We start from the raw sequence: 19,726 nt of genomic DNA on the forward strand, positions 1-19,726 counted from the left end.
TTGATGGCAATTTTCAAAGAAAAGCACCTTAAGGAAATTTGTAAGGATATTCTGATTTCCCAAGAACAAAGAAAAATTGCTTTTCTGTGGTTAGAAAAATTAAACCAAAATAATCGTGATACTATTACATTTCTACAAAATTTTACAAGTTTGATATTAAATAACATATTACAGCTAAATATCTCCTCAAGTTTTGAGAATTTTACAAGTTCAAAATACTATCATGGAACTTTAAAATACCCGTTAGATGTTGAGCTTCTGGTGGAAAATGCATTTTTTAGTGAAAATACACCATCCTATTCAGCCCAATCTCCTTCCCAAATCAAAACAAAACTCACAAATAACCTTTGGAATACTCTAAAAATTTCAGCCTGTCAATTTGGAATAGCAACGGATGGCAGATTTTTTCTTTTAATGGTCTATGGCTTCGGAAAATATAAAACCCAATTTCTGGATTTTACTGATATTGTCCATGACGAAGATAATTTTAAAATATTTATCGGGATTTTCACTCTGACAACTCAATCTGGAAAAAAAAGAATGCAAGTTTTACTTAACAAAGCAATTTTGGAAGAGCAAAAGAAGCAAAGAAAATTTTATCACTTGATTCATGAAACTCGAATTATGTTAAAAGACGAATTTGCAAAGACTTGTGAAATACCGAAAGAAAATGTATCTCGACTGGCGAATACATTTCTAAACCGAATTTTGTTATTTTTTTTTATGGATAATTATGAAAATGTGAATAAGACGAGAAGCAGCGCAGATCTTCAACATCTCATCTCGAAAAAATGGAAACAATCTCAAAACTCCACTTTGTTTTTTCAATCTTTATTAAAAATGTTTAAACTTCAAGATAAACAACACACATTTTTAAAAAATAACCGAGAATTTTCAATACTAAAAATATCATATTCTCTCCCCAAATCGATCAAAGTTTTCGATAATAACCCCCTTATACAGAAATTGGTGTCAATTTCATTATATTTCTATCAAGAAAAAATAACACTTCATCAATTAGGTACCCTATTCGAGCAATCTTTTGAAATATTCACAACAAATATTAAAAAAAATAATCAATTCAGAAAGGATTCAGGTAGTTTTTATACCCCAGAATATGTTACCGACTTTTTAACACGAAAAACGATAGTTCCTTATCTTTCTAAGAAAAATACAGAGACGATTGAACAATTGATTGCTGAACATGAAAACGATATAGAAACACTCCAAAACAAAATAGATTCTATAAAAATTTTGGATAATGCATGCGGGGCGGGAGCATTTCTAATTAAGGCAACAGAAATTTTGGCAATTATTGAGGAACAAATCGAAAAATTCAAGAAATCTCCGAAAAAAGAACAAAGAAAGCAAAATTATGACCAAATAGACACGGATCTCGAATATAATCAACTATCACCCTACTGTTTTTATGAATTAAAAAATTTTTCTCATTTAAATAAATCAAACATCTACTCAAATAACATTTTTGGTGTAGATTTGAATCAGAAAGCGATTGAATTCGCCAAATTATCTATCTTCTTGGACTTAAAAATGACAAGGGGATGTAATTCCGATTGGAATAATAATCTAAAAAGTGGAAATTCCTTATTTGACCAAGATGAAGGATTTATAAAGAGTTCTTTTGATTGGGAACAAAATTTCCCTTCAATTGTAGAATCAGGAGGATTTGATGTGATTATCGGGAATCCTCCCTACATTGATATCAAAAAATTATCGTCAGAAGAAAGCCAATACATTTTTCAAAAATATTCAACGTCTCATAATCGAATGAATCTATATTCTACCTTTATCGAACGGGGACTTCAATTACTAAAATCTACAGGATATTTTGGTTATATTATCCCCAATTCGATTCTATATAATAGTTCATATAAGTTAATTCGTTCAAAACTCTTAGATTCCACTGAAATCTGTAAAATCATTAAAATGCCGGATAATGTTTTTGCTGATGCACGTGTGGAAACCATCCTTCTCATTTTTAACAAATCTCACAAAAAAGATACAGAATGTGAGGTAGTAATTTTTCCACGAGAAATTCCTCTAAACCACATTGCACCATCTTTTGCTAAAAAGCATTTTTTCATGAATACGGAAAGATGGAGTCATAATAAATTAGATACCAACAAAAAATCAAAAGAAAAATCAACATCACATCAAGATACAGCCCCTTTTTTATTGATTGATAATTTAACTCAGACATTGTTGGAAAAAATAGAACGTAATTCCCCGTTATTAGGAATTTCTTCTACAAATTATGATGCAATCTGCGAAATCTCATTAGGTATAACCCCTTATGATAAGTATTGCGGTCATACTAAAGAGCAAATTCAGAAAAAAGTCTTTCACTCACCTACCAAAATAAACGATGAATACAAACCACTTATAAAAGGTGGAGATATTGTTCCCTATGGTGTTTTTTGGAGTGGTGATCAGTTCATCCGCTATGGTCCATGGCTTGGAGCTAAACGAGAAGAAAGGTTTTTTAAATCAAAACATCTTGTCATCCGCCAGATTTTAAGTGGAAACCCCCCTCATATATTAACAGGACTTGTTGAAAACCAAGCTTTGTATAATACTCAAGTAGCGTTTAATCTTATCCTCAAATCCCAAAAGCACTTTCAGTATGAATATTTACTTGGATTATTGAATTCAGACCTTTTGACATTTTATCATAAAAATAAATTCCTAGATACCACAAAAATCTTGTTCCAAAAAATTTTGATTCAAAATGCGAAAAAATTGCCAATAAAAATGACTTCAAAAGTATTGCAAGATAACCTTATACATGTATCGAAAGAGTTAATAAAATGGACCCAGAAAATTTATGAATTAAAACTAGAATATTGGACTTCAATGCAATCCCGAATCCTATTGAAAAGGATTACTCCAAAGATGCTTAAATTTCCCTCAATAACTATTGAAACACTGCTTAAGGAATTAGAAAAGAATGCGATTAAATCTTTAAGTATTCAGCAAGAACAATTATTAATCCAAGATTTGAATAACTTTGGAATTCAATTTAATCTATACTATGATAAAATCTGTCAACTGAGAAAACAAAGCAACGGTATCGTGTATGAAATATATGGACTCACAAAAAAAGAGATAAATCTTATTGAAGAAGATTTATCTGTGATTTAATTATTTCTTAGACTTTATTCACAATAATTTTCCCCGTCACTTAATAAAAAGAAATCACGCATAAGCTTTGAGTTGGGAGTGACAGAATATTGTTCCAGATTGCATATTCCGTTCTTCATTAATACTTCATCATCGATGAAGAAATTTCCAGTTACTTCTCGACTAGATTCAGTAAGAATATAGTAGGCGGCATCCGCTACAATCTCGGGCTTTCGTGACCTTTTTGCAGTAGCTTTTCCTCCAAGAAGATTTCGCACAGCAGCAGTATCAATGGCAGTACGAGGCCATAAAGAATTAACGGCAATACCATCATCCTTTAATTCTTCTGCTAATCCTAGCACACTCATGGACATTCCATATTTTGACATTGTATATGCTAAATTATTCTTGAACCACTGTGGCTCTAAGGATAGAGGTGGAGACAACATTAGAATATGAGGATTCGATCCTTTCTTCAAATGGGGGATACATAATTTCGAAGTCATAAACGTTGCCCGAACATTAACAGAAAACATTAGATCAAAACGCTTCATGGATGTTGCAATCGTTGAAGTGAGACTGATTGCACTAGCATTATTCACTAAAATATCTATCCCACCAAAAACATCAATGGTTTTATCTACTGCATTTTGTACTTGATCCTCAAACCGAACATCGGCAATAATGGGTAAAACTTCCCCTCCAGCATGTTTTATTTCTTCAGCGGCAGTATACACGGTCCCGGGTAATTTGGGATGGGGTTCTTTCGTTTTTCCAATTACCACAATATTGGCTCCATCAGCAGCAGCCTTCATAGCAATTGCTTTTCCAATACCCCGAGAACTTCCTGTGATAAAAATTGTTTTTCCTTTAAGAGATCTCATAGATTACAATTAGTTCATAGATATAAAGGAGTATCCCTTGAGAGAAAAAAGGAAAGTGAAAAAAAATCAAATGCTATGAAAAAAAAAAGTGGAGAAAATTTATATTACAATATTGTGGTAAGAACGGGCTCAATGAAATTATCCAAAAACATCATAATTACAAATCCAAAGATAATTCCAAAAGTTACTTGGCGAGAATGCTCTTTCCCATGGGTTTCAGGGATGATTTCATCCGCCACAACAAAAATCATTGCCCCCGCGGCAAACGCCATTCCAAATCCTAAGAAGAAACGAGCAATATTTACCACAGCCACTCCAATGAAAGCACCAACAGGCTCAACAATCCCCGTAAATGTCGCAATCAAAAATGCCTTCTTTTTAGAGTAACCTTCACGCAATAATGGCATCGCTACGGCAGTTCCTTCAGGAATATTCTGTAATCCAATTGCAATAGCCACAACTAGCCCCATGGCAATCTGAGATACATCTCCACCTCCAAAACTCACCCCTACAGCTAATCCTTCTGGAAAATTATGAATAGTAATTGCTATGATGAACAACCAAGTAGCAGCAAGTCGTTTCGAAACCTTCCCTTCAGGACCTTTAACAAAATGTTCGTGAGGTGCCCAGCGATCGATAATATCTATAAAAAATGCACCCGCTAGGACCCCGATAACAACAATTCCAACAGTCCATAAGTTTTGCAAATTTTCAGAATTGAAATTAGGCGCTCCACCATCTTCTGCAGATAAATTTAAAGCAGGAACCAGTAAACTAAAAGCAGAGGCTGCTAACATCACACCTGCAGCAAACCCGAGCAATAAATCAAGGGCTTTATCGGAAATGTTTTTTTTAAAGAACACTGGAAGAGCCCCCAATCCTGTTGCTAAACCTGCTCCAAGAGAGGCGAGAGTTCCAATCAAAATAATATTCCAATCCATAGAATAAATTTTCTGATAACCTTCATTAATGTTTCCATACAATAAAATTTCTGATAAGTTTCATAATTTTTCTATTTTCTTCCATATTTTTGGATCTTTAGACTCAATAAATCACTTTAAGGAGTCCATTTACAATCGCATCGATTTAGAAAAACAACTGCATTTAATAGATCTAAGAAAGAACACTTTTTTTTATTCCATTATAAGAGATTAGCAAAAACCTAAGCTTTATAAACAACATTCTCACTAAGAAAGATATGAACATCGCAGTTTTAATATTCGCAATATTACTAATGGGAATAGTGTCCTTAAATCTTCATCATTTCATTGAACGGAGACGTGAAAATAAAAAGGATGAACAAATTTATTTCATCACATTATTTGCATTTTTTATGCTTTCAGCGATTAATTATTTATTTATTGGAATAACGGATACAAAATATCTCCCAGTTTCATTTGGAATCTCAATTGGTTTTCTTTTCTTCTTACTCGCGGCAGGGATGGCTTTAATTCAAAAGCTGAAATGGTCGAAACCGATTGGAATAATAGGAATAGTATACAGTCTATTCTATATTGCTTTAAGCCAAGCAGGAGTATTCGAAAATTGGGAAATGACAGAAACAGTTAATCTAATTACTAATGGGATCTCTGGACTTGTTTGCATTATCACTCTAATCATTTTTGGATTTTATTATTTCAAAACGCGAATGTCTCCTCTTTTGGGATTATTTTTAGGGATATTGATTCCAACTATTCAATTCATGACAATTATCATCACCGGAGTGGATATTCCTGAAATCTATAATGTTATTCTTATAATTGTGATTAATTTAATCATGTTTTTAGGGTTTAAGGGAAAACTAGACTTTAAAAAACGAGAATAGTATAGCATTCCCTCATTTTTTTAACTTATTGGAAATTGACGAAAATGAAAATAATATCAATTTTTGGAAGCCCACGAAAGAAATATTCATACGAGTATACTTCACTTGTCAAAAAAATAATGGATGAAGAAAGAAATTCCATCGAATATCAAGACATTTTTCTTCAAAAGATTTTGCAAGATAATTGTAATGGGTGTTATCAATGTATGAAAAAAGGTGAAAAATTCTGCAAGGATTACCAGAAAATTAATCCTATAATTCAATCATTGGATAATGCAGATGGATTAATCATTTCTTGCCCAGTTTATGTGGATAATGTCTCTGGACTAATGAAAAATTTCATCGATCATCTTGCCTATCTTTTACATCGACCGAGATTTTTTGGAAAAAAAGCCATAATAATTGTTTCTACCCTTGAAACCGGAATCAAAAGTGTATCCCATTATCTTTCTAAAACAGTATCGCAATGGGGATTTGATGTAGTGGGGACTATTGGAATTAAGGTAAAGGGGTTTGAACAAAATGAAATTAAAAGAAGCAAATATATGAAAAAAATCAAGAAATTGTCTTTGATCTTTCTCCAATCCATAATTCAAAACAAAAAACATTCTCCAAAATTAGAAAATCTGATTTTCTTTCATTTGTTCAAAGTCTTAGTCAACCATACCCGGGATCTAAGCCCTGAAGATTATAATTATTGGGAAAAAAAAGGGTGGTTTGAAAAAAACTATTTCTATAAAATTTACTTAAATCCAATTACTCTCACAATGGCAAAATTCGTAGCTTTTTTAGTGAAAATCCGTATTGCCAAGAATGAAAAAAGGAAGATGAAATAACGCCATTGGTAAAGTTTCCAGAGAAATCTCTATTAAAACTCAGATAATTGTAGCAAAATTTTCATAAAGGGAATAATTTGAAAGAACAAATGGCAAAAATTCCTGCACCCATCACAGGATTAGGTTTAGGATTCGCAAGTTTGGGATCTTTAACATTAAATTTCAGTTCAATAGCAGGGAATATGCTTGGAATTTTGGCAGCGTTTATTTTATTAATTTACCTTTCAAAAATCATTTTAAATTTTCCAGCGTTTGTCCAAGATTTAAAACACCCGGTATATAGTTCCACTCTTCCCACATATAGCATGGCTTGGATGATATTAGCAACTTATGTTGGGAGAATCAATTTGACGGCAGGAACTATAATATGGATAAGTGCTGTTTCTTTTCATATATTGTTACTGATTAGCTTTCTGTTCAATACCTTTAAAAAATTCAATTTCCAAAATTGGATTCCCAGTTACTTTATTCCTCCTGTAGGGATTATTGTGGCTTGTGTAAGTGGAGGAATGTTTAATTTTCCTCTGATGTGTGAAATTGTCTTTTATTTTGGTTTCATTAATTACCTAATTATTCTTGCTTGTGTACTACTCCGATTAAAGTTAGGGGAGATTCCCACTCCAAAAAAACCAACCATTGCAATTTTAGCTGCACCAGCAAGTCTCTGTTTAACAGGCTATATTTCTCTCACTACGATTATAAACCCTATTTTTATTTACATCTTAGCACCACTCTCTTTTCTAATGATCTTAGTAGTCTATGCCCTACTTTTCAAGCTTCTAAAACTAAAATTTAATCCAGGATTTTCTGCCTACACTTTCCCGCTGGTTATAAGTGCTATTGCAATGTTGAAATTCGCGGAATTTTTAACAAATTCAGGAAATAACTGGGGAGGTTTTGTTTGGGTAATCGGATTGATAGAATACGGAATTACTTCTTTGGTTGTTACATATGTCGGAATTCGATATCTGCTTTATTATTTGATCTTGAGTAAAAACTTCAAACGCGAAGAAATATGCAGACAAATCTAGGAAATTGATTAAAACTCTCATATAAGATGAGGGGCAAAATTGTAAATATAAAGAAAATCTAAAGCTTCATTAAGGTATAAGTGCATTTTAAAATAGGTCTTGCTACAACATTAGTGCCAATAATACACTTCTTCCATCTTGTGAAGTAATTGAAGAGCATGAAATGCCATATTTTGTTCAGAAAACGCGTGATCAACTTCATGGTGTCCAGCTAATTCTCCTTCAAAATTATCAATCACTGTCTGGTTTGAGGCGATCATACAAAAATAAAGAAAATCTGAGCATATATATCTGATAGTTTGTAAATAATTGACAAGTTTATTGGAAAATATACCAAAATCACCCCCCTTTGTCAAAAAAAGTGATTATTTGATTGATTATTTTTTTATTTATTCAAACATTGATTTAGTGTATCTTTTGATAGGTATTATTGTCAAAAAATTTCACTCACTGGTTATTGTATGAAGCGCTTGGTTTAGCAAGTCAAATAAAGGAATGAACATTTCTAATTATATGCCTACAATCTTATCTCTCCCAATTTCATTATCTGAGCCTCTACCATCTGAATTTTCGAGTGATGATGTCCGCTATTCTGAACGTTTTGTGGAGTATTGTCTAAAAACCTTTTCCAAGCAAAACGATATAATTTTTGATCCTTTTGCAGGTTTTGGAACCACGCTACTAATTGCAGAAAAAATGAAGAGAACTTCCTTTGGTGTTGAAATTGACAAACAACGCGTTGATTATATTACTTCAAAACTCAATACAAAGGAATCCATAATCCATGGAGATATCACAAACTTATCTTCGATTGCGATGAAGAACTTCGATCTTTTACTCACATCTCCACCCTATATGAACTCATTTGAACAAGAGAGCCCTTTTGATAACTTTCAATCAAAATCCAATTATTCAGAATACTTAAATAAATTGGAGATGATTTTCCAAGAACTGGAACCTTTTATGAATAAGGGAGGAAATTGTCTTGTTGAGGTGGCTAATTTGTATGCTGAAGGAAAATTAACGACATTAGCATGGGATATTGCGGGTCGATTAAGAAAATTTATGGACCTTCAACGAGAATTTATCATCTGCTGGGAAGGAGAAGAATTAAAAGAGAATCGAGGCATCTATGGATATGGATATGATCATAGCTATTTACTCGTATTCCACAAGAGAGAAGAGAGTAATTCAAAAAAGAACTCACTGTAACAAAATAAAAAAAATAAGCTTTACTGAAGGGTTTGCGCCCACTCTTTGGCTTTTCGATAATTTTCACCCCAGTTTTCTTCATGAGTACCTTGCAAATGGAGTTCACCGACTAAATTACATTCAGGAAGGGCTTTTTTAAATCGTTCAGCAGCTTTTTTCTTTGGTCCCATACTCCCCATCCAAAAGGCAACTTTTTTATTGGTCAAATCATGTTGCTTAAGAAAACTTCGCATGGGAGGAGAAAGCGTCCAGGCCCACACTGGTGATCCAAGGATAATAAAGCCATATTTCTCTACATCAAATTCATAAGGTTCCAAATCGGGAGTTTTATTCATCTTCGCTTGATAGCCTCCCCACACAAATTTCATCGAACTCTTTGAATTGAGACTTTTTATTGGTTTGAGTGCAATGATGTCTGCATCTAGAACTTCTTGAACAATTTCAGCAACAGCTTGGGTATGGCCTGTCAATGAAAAATAAACAACTGCAGTTTTTTTTCCCATAGTAAGAAGCTCTGATTTTTGTCTCCTATGAACATGCGGATTTAGTTGTATAAGAAAAAATACCATTTTTAATTTAAGAATTCTGTTCTAATAATTTTGGATTGGATACTGCCTATTTATGATCAAACACACTGTTTTAAGCCAGCATAGAAAATGAAGGAAAGGTTTTAATGTAAAATAAATAAAATAAAATAAAAAAGAGAAGCGCTTCATGACTTCTTTTTTGCGGTTATCACAACACTCACTCCGCTATATGGTTATTCGTTTCTATATCCCGCGAGGGTTACTTCTTCTGATAGTTCTTCAAATTGATTGAATACAATTTCTTGTCGATGAATGTTAAATTTGCGTTGATCTAAGAAATTATATAATCGACTAACATTGGAAGATAGGGTTAACTCATGCATGGTGACAGCAAGAACTCCACAGGCAAACCCAGCAATAATACAAAATCCAAAAATAAAGAAGATCACATTAAAACGAACGTTCCTTGGAAAGTTTTGGATAGAAGCTAAGATCGGAGATCCTTGAATAAACCGGATATAACTGAAAATGGCTCCAATTCCTAAAAATCCTTTCAAGTAATTTGAAAACCAACCGCCCACAGACTCAACATCTTCGGGTTGGGTGGATTTTAGATCCTTGGTATAAAATAGAATTCCCGCATCATCTAATAACCAAGAAGTAGGAATAAGCCAGAAAAAGAACGGCACCGCTATTAAACCTGGAATTATTAAATATATGAAGAATCCACCAATATATTCAATAAAATTACTATCAGTTAATCCAGTAATTGTAGCAATGTTTCCAACATTAGAATTGAAATATTGATTTGTATAATCAAAAAACATCAATCCAACTGAGAGGATGAGTGCAATAATAGATAAAATACGTGAGATTAATCCCCCAACTCCAGTATTTCTCCCAAAAGGTGGAATAATAATCATTTTATACTTGATATTTTTCGATTCTTCTAAAGCTTGATCGTCCAACGGCACTTTTCGTTTAAAAGCTTTGAAACCCTCCTTTTTGGCATGGAAAATTTGATTTAAAATAATGATCCAACTGGAGATCCTCGGTGCCAGCAAAATATAAAGGCCAGCGCTGATGAATAATGTCGAGAAAAATGTGAATGTGACCAAACCCGAGTTCCGAGTAAAATTGGTGATAGCAATTTGTTCCGGACTTTGTCCGAATTGAATAGATTGATTATTTTCAATGGTTTGAATCATTAAGAGCAATGTAAAATATAGTAAAGCTACTGCTGCAACTGCAAGAAATGCCATGATAATAAATCTTTTTTTGCTTGGTATTGTAAATTTGATCTTTGTTTTTCTGAGTAATATTGTATCTAAAACAAGCACTAATAACCCAAAGAAGAGCATTATTGCACCAGTTATAAAAATGCCTTTTGTAGCAGGATTGGTTGCTTGTTGAAGCAGTTCATTTTGTTCTATTATTTCCATTTCTCGATTGAAGATGACATAGCGATTTTGAAGTAACAGATCCCCAACACCATCACCATCTGCGTCAGAAAGTGGGGAGATTTTGTTATAAATAAACCATTCTGACTCAAAATTCATATATAATGATTGATTTATTACCTCTTTTTGGGTTATGGTAAAATATGGACCATTATTATCATAAAGAAAATCAGAATCTTGAAAAATAATCCCTGGGATCAAAATATCAGTGCTTTTATCCCCATCAATATCATAATCAATATTGAAATTATAACCAACAGAATTTTCATACAATAAGCTACTATAAAATATATCAAACAGATTAGGACATTCAAAGGAAATAGGGGTTATATCGAAAAGGGTCAAAAACGAACTATTTACAACAACTCCCGCATATTCACTTGATAAAAAGAAGAGATCACCAGCAACAACAGGCATTAATTTATCAGAAATGCTTACTATCCGAGGATCTTGTTTAGAGAAAATCAAAGCAAAGGAAGTTGTTTGATCAGATCCACCTTCCAAAATAATAGGAAGGATTCCAACACATACCCCCCATTCATTAGTAGAATTTGGAGGCTCGTGATTATCCGAAAGAACCCCTTCCCTAAAGCTTATGATCTCGAAAGTTTTTTGCTGACTTTGGATATTGAGAGATACAATTTGTGACATTTTTATTGCTTGAAACATCTGGTTCTCATTTATATTTGGATCACCGTCATTAAAGGAAGGATACTGTTCACGATATTTTGAATTTAATCCGAGATCATATTCATCTACTGCCTGAAAAATATGGGTTATTCCCGTGGGATCTCCAGTCGCATTGAATGAAACATACGCATTTCTTTCCCAAATGTTTTCAATTTCTAAAATTTCTGGATCCATGGAATCAAATAGGGTATAATTATAAAAGAGCCATGAATTTGATGTCGCATTCATAGGCCCAGATCGTAATTGAGATAATTTTGTTAAAAAGAATGCTGTAGAGTTAGGTGCATTTCGATCAACATAGTACATATAGTAGTAGGGATATTTCCAATGATTTTGGAGTTCATTTGTAGGCATTCTACAAAAAGCTCCTTTAAATTCATAGTTAATATTTTGTCCGTCAGAAATATTGTAGTAGAATGGACCCACACTATTCCAATTAATTTGAGATATTGGTTCAAGTGTCTCGGGATTGATAAAATCCATAACTTTTATAGAATCATCATCAAGATATTCAAAGGTGTTTTCGATAATTAGCACATCTTCAGAATATGTAGAATTAGGAACATTTTGAGAATTATTTCCTAAATAATTTATATTGAGATTAAATAGATCCCAATTGACTCCCTCTTCACCCAAAGATGAAACATTTAATTTAAAATCAATATCGAGGGTAGCAATATCGATGTGTAACAGATGAAATTGATTTGTAGCTGCAGTATTAATTTCATAATAGTATTCAATGTTATTTTGATCGGATTCATCACCATCTTGATTTTCTGAAAGATGAGGAATTCCAACAGAAGCTAAAGCAATCACATCATTATTTGCAGTACGAATGAGACTTGTCGGCAAGCTTGGGGAAATAGTCCAATTCTGAAAATCGGAATAAGCCCTATACCTAATTAATTCTCCGGTGGCACCATCAATTATAGCAGTTTGGGTTTGGTGTTGAACTTTCCCAGAATTTTCATCCCAGCTATTATAATATGGATTAATCCAATAGAATAAATCGTTTATTCCATCTTGGTTTACATCCTCAATCATGATTGAATCACTTGGAGATGATAATTCGCTAAAGGGATAAACCCATCCGTCCGCAGAACTTGGAGGTACATCTTGATTGATTCCTGCAATACCCCCTAGTAATAACCCCATAGAAATTAAAATCCATGCGATTTTTACACCACTTTTATAAGTAGAACGATCATTTATCATTTTTACAACTCAACATTCAATTGATTTATGAATATATAATCTTTTTGTCAATAAACCTAATAAACTGTGATGATTCAAACAATCGGAAAATCTTAGAATGATCAGCTGACCATAAATTTTGGACAAAATTATTTACCTTTTTCCGTTAGACAGAGAACACCAATTTAAAAAAAAAAATTTTCATAATTCATTAGAAGTTATTTTCGAGGATCGTTTTCACATGAAATGTAAAAAAAAAAATCAACTAAAAAAAAAGCCAATATCACAGTTTTTATTAAATAGGTCTCTTTTTATTTCGATTTACAGTAATTATTACGAATACAGCACCGAAGAGAGTTAGAAGAACAAGCCCTGGACTTCCAAATGATATAGATGGGGACCTACGTCCAGTTGGTGAAGTACCATTTGAAGTATCATGTGCAGTATATGTCTCATCTGGTTCATCATCCCAATCAAAATCAATATAGTAATCAACATAAACATGTTCAATATACACACAATTAGACATTGGACTCAATCCATTAGCATTTTCTGCAACTAGAACAAAATAATTCATTTCTCCTTCGTTAAGATAGAAATAGGTATTATTTGAAAATACAATATCAATAGGAGTTAAATTTTCAATCGTTATAATTTCTACAGAATCCCGATAAACATAATATGTATTTTCAGGATTATAATTCCAAGCAAGTTGAATATAATAATCAGTTGTGTTTTTCGGATCAAACTCATCAAGAATTGGGGCCAAAGGTAAAGAATTAAAGACTTCTACGCATACACAATTCGATAAATTGCTACTCCCAATTCCATTTTCAGCAATAATTGCATAATAATAAATTCCATCGAGTAAATCATAATCATAATAATTACTCCAAGGGCTACTGGTAATAGGAAGTAATCCATCAGTAGTATTGATTTCTTTTGAATCACGATATACCAAGTAAAAATCGCTATCTGGATCATCACCCCAATTTATAAGTACATCACCATCTCTATCGATGCATGGTAAAATTTCATCGACAATGGGAGCATCCGGAGCCGAAAGTAATACCGTCACATTTTGACATTGTGATAATGAACTATAGCCATTTCCATTTACTGCCACGACAACATAATAATAGATGCCATTTGGTAAATTATAGTCATAATAATAGGTCGAATATGGAGACCTAGTTGCAATAGGAGCCATTCCTTCGATGGAAGTAATTAATGTATTTGATCGATAAACGTGATATTCATCAGCTTCATCAATATAATTCCAATCCACTTTAACATCACCATCTTTATCGACAAGGGGATAAAATTCATGGAGATTAGGAGCTTCTGGAGGAACATTGTGAACGATTACAGATTCACAATTTGAGATGGAACTATTTCCATTCTTATTTGCTGCGATGATCACATAATAATATGTACCATCGGGTAAATTTTCATCATAATAATAGCTCGATGTTGTAGTAGCAATTGGAACCTTTCCAGTCACTGACGTGATAAATGAAATTGATCGAAATACATAATAATCTTGGGTATCACTAGCATAATCCCAATCTACTTCGACACGACCATCATGATCAGGGTTGGGATAAAATGAAGAAAGTCGTGGTGCCTCCGGAGGGGTATTTATTACTTGCACACTTTCACAATTCGAAATTGAACTATTTCCATTGTGGTTGCAGGCCACAACAACATAATAATAGGTTCCATCAGGCAAATTATCATCATTAAAATATGTCGATGAGGAGGATCTCTCTGCAATGGGGTCCATCCCTTCAACAGATGCTATAGTTGAGGTTGATCGAAAAATAAAGTATTCATCTGCTTCATCAACAGAATTCCAATCCACTTCAACATTACCATCATGATCAGGATTGGGATAAAATGAGTAAAGTCGTGGCGCCTCTGGAGGGGTATTTATTATTTGCACACTTTCACAATTTGACATTGTACTATTTCCATTTTCATTTACAGCAATGACGACGTAGTGATATATACCGTCGGGTAAATTATTATCATAATAATAGGAATACGATGAAGATCTAATTGCAATGGGGGTCATTCCTTCAATGGATGTGATTACTGAACTTGATCGAAAAACTAAAAATTCGTCAGCTTCATAATCACTACTCCAATCAACTTCCACAGAACCATCATTATCAGGATTTGGATTGAATTCATAGAGAATAGGTGCATTTGGAGGAACATGTGATACAGTTACTCCTTCACAATTTGACATTGTGCTATTTCCATTTTTATTTACTGCTACAACGACGTAGTAGTAAGTTCCATCGGGCAAATTATTATCATAATAATAGGAATAAGATGAGGATCTAATTGCTATTGGAGTCATTCCCTCAAAAGTGGTAATTATTGAGTTTGATCGAAAAATTAAATATTCTTCCACATCACTAACCCCGTTCCAATCGACTTCCACATCTCCATCTTTGTCCAATTGTGGATAAAACTCATAAAGAATAGGAGCATTGGGAGGAATATTTGTGACCGAAACGGCTTCACAATTCGAAATAGAACTATTTCCATTCGCATTGCTTGCCACGATAACATAATAATAGGTATCATCAAGTAAATTATTGTCATAATAATAACTGGATGTAGTAATAGCAACCGGCTCCATCCCGCTAATCGAAATGATTTCTGAAGTGGATCGATATATGTAATACTGTGCTGTATCGTATGAATTACCCCAATCAACTTCCACTTCTCCATCAAAATCGGGATTGGGGGAAAAAGAATTTAGTTCTACAGGTTGGGGTGCGCAATTCTCGACAATGATCATTTCACAATTGGACATTGTGCTATTACCGTTATGATTCACCGCCACAACAACATAATAATAGGTACCATCAGATAAACTATAATCATGAAAAATGCTGGAACTGGTTGTAGAAACAGGGCTCATCCCCTCAATAGAAGTTATATTTGAAAATGATCGAAAAACAAGATATTTGTCAGCATTATTGATAGAATACCAATCAACGGTCACATCACCATCTCTATCAGGTGAATGACTAAATCCAAAGATGATTGGAGCTTCCGGTGGTTCATTTACAATGGAGACCAATTCGCAATTAGAGGGTATACTATTTCCGTTCCCATTTGCGGCCACAATAACATAATAATAAGTTCCATCAGATAAATAATAATCATCGTAATAACTGGAGGTTGTTATTGCAATTGGATTCAACCCGATTAGGGATTCAATTGTTGAAGTTGAACGATATATATAATACTTACTTATTTCAGCAACATCGTTCCAATTAAGATTCACAATCCCATCGTGGTTTGGATTTGGTGAAATTGAACTTAGAGACGGTGCATTCGGGGGAAGTAAAGTTACAAGCACACTTTCACAATTAGATATTGGACTTTTTCCATTCGAATTTTTCGCCACAACTATATAATAATAGGTTCCATTATCCAATCCTTCATCATAATAATAAGTTGAAGAAGTTACCTCGAGGGGCACCTGATCTTCTAAGGACGTGATTAGAGTGGAGTTTCTATAAATTAAATAGGATGTGGCTCTATCAGATCTACTCCAAGAGAGACGAACAATCCCATCAATATCAGGATTTGGGGAAATTGAAGAAAGAATGGGCATATTTGGAACAGAACGAATTATCTGAACTGCTTCCGAATTAGAAAGACTGCTGTTGCCAATTTCATTTGAAGCAATTACAGCATAGTAATAGGTTCCTTCTTGAAGGTTATATTCGTAAAAATAGCTTGATGAGGTCGTTGTCAGGGGTTGCATTCCAGTTGTAGATAATATTTCAGATCCGCTTCTAAATAGATAATATGTTGAAGTCTCAGGGATATCATCCCATTCAACTTGAATATTCCCATCATAATCTGGTTCTAAAGAAAATGAATCCAAGACGGGTGCGGGAAGTATTGATTGAATTACTTGAACATGTTCACAATTGGAAATACCACTACTGCCAAGCTCATTCTCAGCCCTGATAACATAGTAATAATTACCGTTTTCAAGATCATTGTCATAGAAATAGCTCGATGAAGTTGATGAGTAGGGTGCCATTCCGTTAATAGATGTGATAGCAGTGTCATTTCGATAAATATAGTATGTATCAGCCCCCGAAATAGAATTCCAATCAAGATGAACATCTCCATCAGTATCGGGATTAATTGTAAAACTCGATAATACCGGTGTAGCTGGAACAGTGTAGGAAATTTGAATCGATTCACAATTCGAAAGTTCGCTATTGCCATACTCATTTGAGGCAACAACAGCATAATAATACGTGTTTTCAAGTAAATCGTATTCATAATGATAACTACCTATAGTGCTGACATGATAAGTCTGACCTATTAACGATGTAATTTCGGAGGTGTTTCGGTATAAGTAATAAGTATCGACATCACTTACATCATTCCAATTAACATATATATCGCCGTCAAAATCTACTGCAGCTGAAAATGTAGCCATAGTCGGAGTCGAAGGTTCCTCGGGATCTACAATCACGCTTCTACAGGCAGATAGAGTACTATTTCCATTTTCATTTGACGCAATCACCGCATAATAATACAGACCATAGGGTTGATCGAGATCATTATAGCTACTACTTGCCGTGGAAATATAATAGGGGCGTCCTTCAATGGAAGTAATTTCGGAAGAGTCCTTAAAAAGATAATACATATCGGTGTCAGAAGTGCTTCCCCAATCAATCAAAATATCGCCGTCTTTATCGGTGCTAGGAGAAATTGTATAAAGAGAAGGTGTAGTTGGTTCAGAATTAATAATGATGACGCTTTCACAATTTGACATTGAGCTATTTTCTTCTCCATTGGAGGCGATTATGACATAAAAATATTCTCCATCAAGAAGATCAACGTCATTAAAGTAACTTGAAGTAGTAGAAGAAATTGGGACAAGTCCTTCAATAGAGGTAATTTGGGAAGTATTTCGATAAACATAATAAGTTGAAACGCCCGTTACATACACCCAATCCACATAGACATCTCCATCACGATCGATTCTTGTAGGAAATGCATATAATCGTGGAGAATCTACACCAGCGCTTTTTGGAATAATATAATTAGGAGGTAAATTTGAGGACAACACATTACCCGCAATAATATTCAAGGCTAATATCATTAGGAGGTAGAAACATCGGAAGGAGCCTTTTTGCTTCATACATTATTATTAGCGAAATGACTAAATAAATACATAAGATACTTTTGAATCTATGATTTTTGAATCGGACATTCCCAAGGATAGATTTCGCGCATCTATGAACCCATCCGAAGGATTTTTGATTTTTTAAATAACTCCTTAAAAAAAAGGTTCCAGTGATGAGATAAAATTTACCAATAAAGCAAAAAATTATACCAATACTGCAATTAGTAGAATACATAGGGCCACTATCACAATTTTGACGATAGTCCAGCCATGTTTCATAAAAAAATTACTTTTGGTGTCTCGTTTTTTTCGCAAATCTTCTTCATCCATGGGAATTTGGTGCTGATATAAATCGTTGTATCGACCTTCATTATAATTTTCCCGACGCATCATATCGAACTTTGTTAAATCGATCACCATAGTTACCTATTTTAAGCAAAAAAGAGACTAAAAACAATTTCCGCGGGGTTCAGATGAAATCATATGCTACCATCTGTAAATCTGCAAAACTCATTTCTTTTTAATTGATATCATTCCTTTTTTTCTCAACCCATTAATTTTATAGTAAAGAACTTCTAACTAGGTTGTAGGGGCCATGACTAAAGTAAATAAATTCTGGGATAACCAAGCAAAAAATTATGACAAAAGTGAAGAACATTATGACCAAATTCACCTCAAGATTACTAAAAACACACTAAAATATCTCCATGAAGATAATATTGTATTAGATTATGGATGCGGGACTGGGACTAAAACTCTTCTTTTGGCCGATAAAGTCGAAAAAATACACGGAATTGATATCTCATTAAAAATGATTGAAAAAGCAAGAAGTAAAACCATTAAACATAAGATTATGAATGTGAGATTTGAACATTCTCCAATATTAAAAACGGATTTTGAAAATGAAAAATTTGATGTGATCTTAGCGTTCAATGTATTGCATGTTATTGACAATATTCATCAAGTTCTCCCAAGAATCCATCAATTATTAAAACCTGGTGGGTTATTTATTTCGGCAACCCCTTGTTTAAAAGAAAAAATGCAATTTCTAAAAAAATTGCAATTGACTTTTTATTCCATTATGATTAAATTCGGCGTCGTTCCAAATTTTTTAACCAAATTTAAATTCTCAGATATAGAAAGACATATTTCTGATGAAAAATTCCATATTTTGGATTCTGAACACCTATATTATAAGGTTTCGAACTATTTCATTGTCGCTAAGAAACTATAAGGATATAGAAAAGAAGCTCAGGGATTAACACTTTAAAAAAACGAAATTGTTGGCGATAAAACAAATAAATCAAAGGAGTAAGTATTATTGGAATATTGTCATCACTTTTTTAGCATTTTTCTAACACGATCAATTTTTATCATAGGATTTTTCAAAAGTTAGCTTGGTAGTATAAGTGGTGACAGAAATGACTAGTCAAAAAAATAAATTTCGAAGTGATGGAACCGATGGTATTCGGAGGGCGGTTATTAAGTTTTATCGAAATCATGTATACGGAGCATATAATGATATTTTAGAATGGACCCAAGAAAATAAAATACAAATTTTGGACTTACTCCAGCAGGAATTCCAGGATTGTGATAGCAAAACTATAGAATCTATTATGGATTCGTATTATTCCGATTTTTAGCCAAATTACATATTGTAAAATATTAAGCAAAATTAAAACCAAAATAAAATTCAATTACATTAGTATTGTCCAATAATTTCACCGATACATGAATTCAAAAATTT

The 19,726-nt window shown here is 33.3% G+C and carries 14 protein-coding genes; 7 read left to right on the plus strand and 7 right to left on the minus strand.

Annotation, left to right across the window (positions count from 1 at the left end):
• Positions 1 to 3: 3 nt before the first annotated feature.
• Positions 4 to 3,162, plus strand: a complete 3,159-nt coding sequence (locus NEF87_RS05050) for an Eco57I restriction-modification methylase domain-containing protein (protein ID WP_457918926.1) — start codon at positions 4 to 6, stop codon at positions 3,160 to 3,162.
• A 14-nt stretch (positions 3,163 to 3,176) separates the two neighbouring features.
• Here NEF87_RS05050 and NEF87_RS05055 read toward each other — a convergent pair whose 3' ends face one another.
• Entirely contained in the window at positions 3,177 to 4,025 is an 849-nt protein-coding gene (locus NEF87_RS05055; RefSeq protein WP_371805318.1) for an SDR family oxidoreductase, read from the minus strand.
• A gap of 104 nt (positions 4,026 to 4,129) precedes the next feature.
• Positions 4,130 to 4,966, minus strand: a complete 837-nt coding sequence (locus tag NEF87_RS05060; RefSeq protein WP_457918927.1) for a ZIP family metal transporter — start codon at positions 4,964 to 4,966, stop codon at positions 4,130 to 4,132.
• A gap of 257 nt (positions 4,967 to 5,223) precedes the next feature.
• On the opposite strand from NEF87_RS05060, the gene NEF87_RS05065 reads away from it, so the two are divergent.
• From NEF87_RS05065 to NEF87_RS05075, 3 genes are all read left to right on the plus strand, one after another.
• On the plus strand, positions 5,224 to 5,850 hold the full coding sequence (locus tag NEF87_RS05065) for a hypothetical protein (RefSeq protein WP_371805320.1): 627 nt from the start codon (positions 5,224 to 5,226) through the stop codon (positions 5,848 to 5,850).
• Between the two features lie 44 nt (positions 5,851 to 5,894).
• Entirely contained in the window at positions 5,895 to 6,686 is a 792-nt protein-coding gene (locus NEF87_RS05070; protein WP_457918928.1) for a flavodoxin family protein, read from the plus strand.
• An 89-nt stretch (positions 6,687 to 6,775) separates the two neighbouring features.
• The gene (locus NEF87_RS05075) at positions 6,776 to 7,717 is read left to right on the plus strand and encodes a TDT family transporter (protein ID WP_457918929.1); all 942 of its coding nucleotides are present in this window, start codon (positions 6,776 to 6,778) and stop codon (positions 7,715 to 7,717) included.
• A gap of 110 nt (positions 7,718 to 7,827) precedes the next feature.
• On the opposite strand, the gene NEF87_RS05080 is transcribed toward NEF87_RS05075, so the two are convergent.
• Positions 7,828 to 7,977 (minus strand): hypothetical protein, encoded by a 150-nt coding sequence (locus tag NEF87_RS05080; protein WP_371805323.1) that lies wholly within the window; start codon positions 7,975 to 7,977, stop codon positions 7,828 to 7,830.
• Between the two features lie 253 nt (positions 7,978 to 8,230).
• Between NEF87_RS05080 and NEF87_RS05085 the strand changes: the two genes are divergently transcribed.
• Positions 8,231 to 8,929, plus strand: coding sequence for a TRM11 family SAM-dependent methyltransferase (locus NEF87_RS05085; RefSeq protein ID WP_457918930.1), 699 nt, complete (start codon positions 8,231 to 8,233; stop codon positions 8,927 to 8,929).
• A 20-nt stretch (positions 8,930 to 8,949) separates the two neighbouring features.
• On the opposite strand, the gene NEF87_RS05090 is transcribed toward NEF87_RS05085, so the two are convergent.
• The 4 genes from NEF87_RS05090 to NEF87_RS05105 form a co-directional block, all read right to left on the minus strand.
• Complete coding sequence (locus tag NEF87_RS05090; protein ID WP_371805325.1) at positions 8,950 to 9,432, minus strand: flavodoxin family protein; 483 nt, start codon at positions 9,430 to 9,432, stop codon at positions 8,950 to 8,952.
• A gap of 257 nt (positions 9,433 to 9,689) precedes the next feature.
• The gene (locus NEF87_RS05095) at positions 9,690 to 12,821 is read right to left on the minus strand and encodes a hypothetical protein (RefSeq protein ID WP_457918931.1); all 3,132 of its coding nucleotides are present in this window, start codon (positions 12,819 to 12,821) and stop codon (positions 9,690 to 9,692) included.
• 274 nt (positions 12,822 to 13,095) lie between these two features.
• Positions 13,096 to 17,994, minus strand: coding sequence for a hypothetical protein (locus tag NEF87_RS05100; protein WP_457918932.1), 4,899 nt, complete (start codon positions 17,992 to 17,994; stop codon positions 13,096 to 13,098).
• Between the two features lie 189 nt (positions 17,995 to 18,183).
• Positions 18,184 to 18,399, minus strand: a complete 216-nt coding sequence (locus tag NEF87_RS05105) for a hypothetical protein (RefSeq protein WP_457918933.1) — start codon at positions 18,397 to 18,399, stop codon at positions 18,184 to 18,186.
• 175 nt (positions 18,400 to 18,574) lie between these two features.
• Here NEF87_RS05105 and NEF87_RS05110 point away from each other — a divergent pair, with 175 nt between their 5' ends.
• On the plus strand, positions 18,575 to 19,213 hold the full coding sequence (locus NEF87_RS05110) for a class I SAM-dependent methyltransferase (protein ID WP_457918934.1): 639 nt from the start codon (positions 18,575 to 18,577) through the stop codon (positions 19,211 to 19,213).
• A gap of 187 nt (positions 19,214 to 19,400) precedes the next feature.
• On the plus strand, positions 19,401 to 19,622 hold the full coding sequence (locus NEF87_RS05115) for a hypothetical protein (RefSeq protein ID WP_457918935.1): 222 nt from the start codon (positions 19,401 to 19,403) through the stop codon (positions 19,620 to 19,622).
• Positions 19,623 to 19,726: the final 104 nt, after the last annotated feature.

The sequence above is a fragment of the Candidatus Lokiarchaeum ossiferum genome (genome assembly GCA_025839675.1).
Taxonomy (GTDB): Archaea; Asgardarchaeota; Lokiarchaeia; order Sigyniarchaeales; family Promethearchaeaceae; genus Lokiarchaeum; species Lokiarchaeum ossiferum.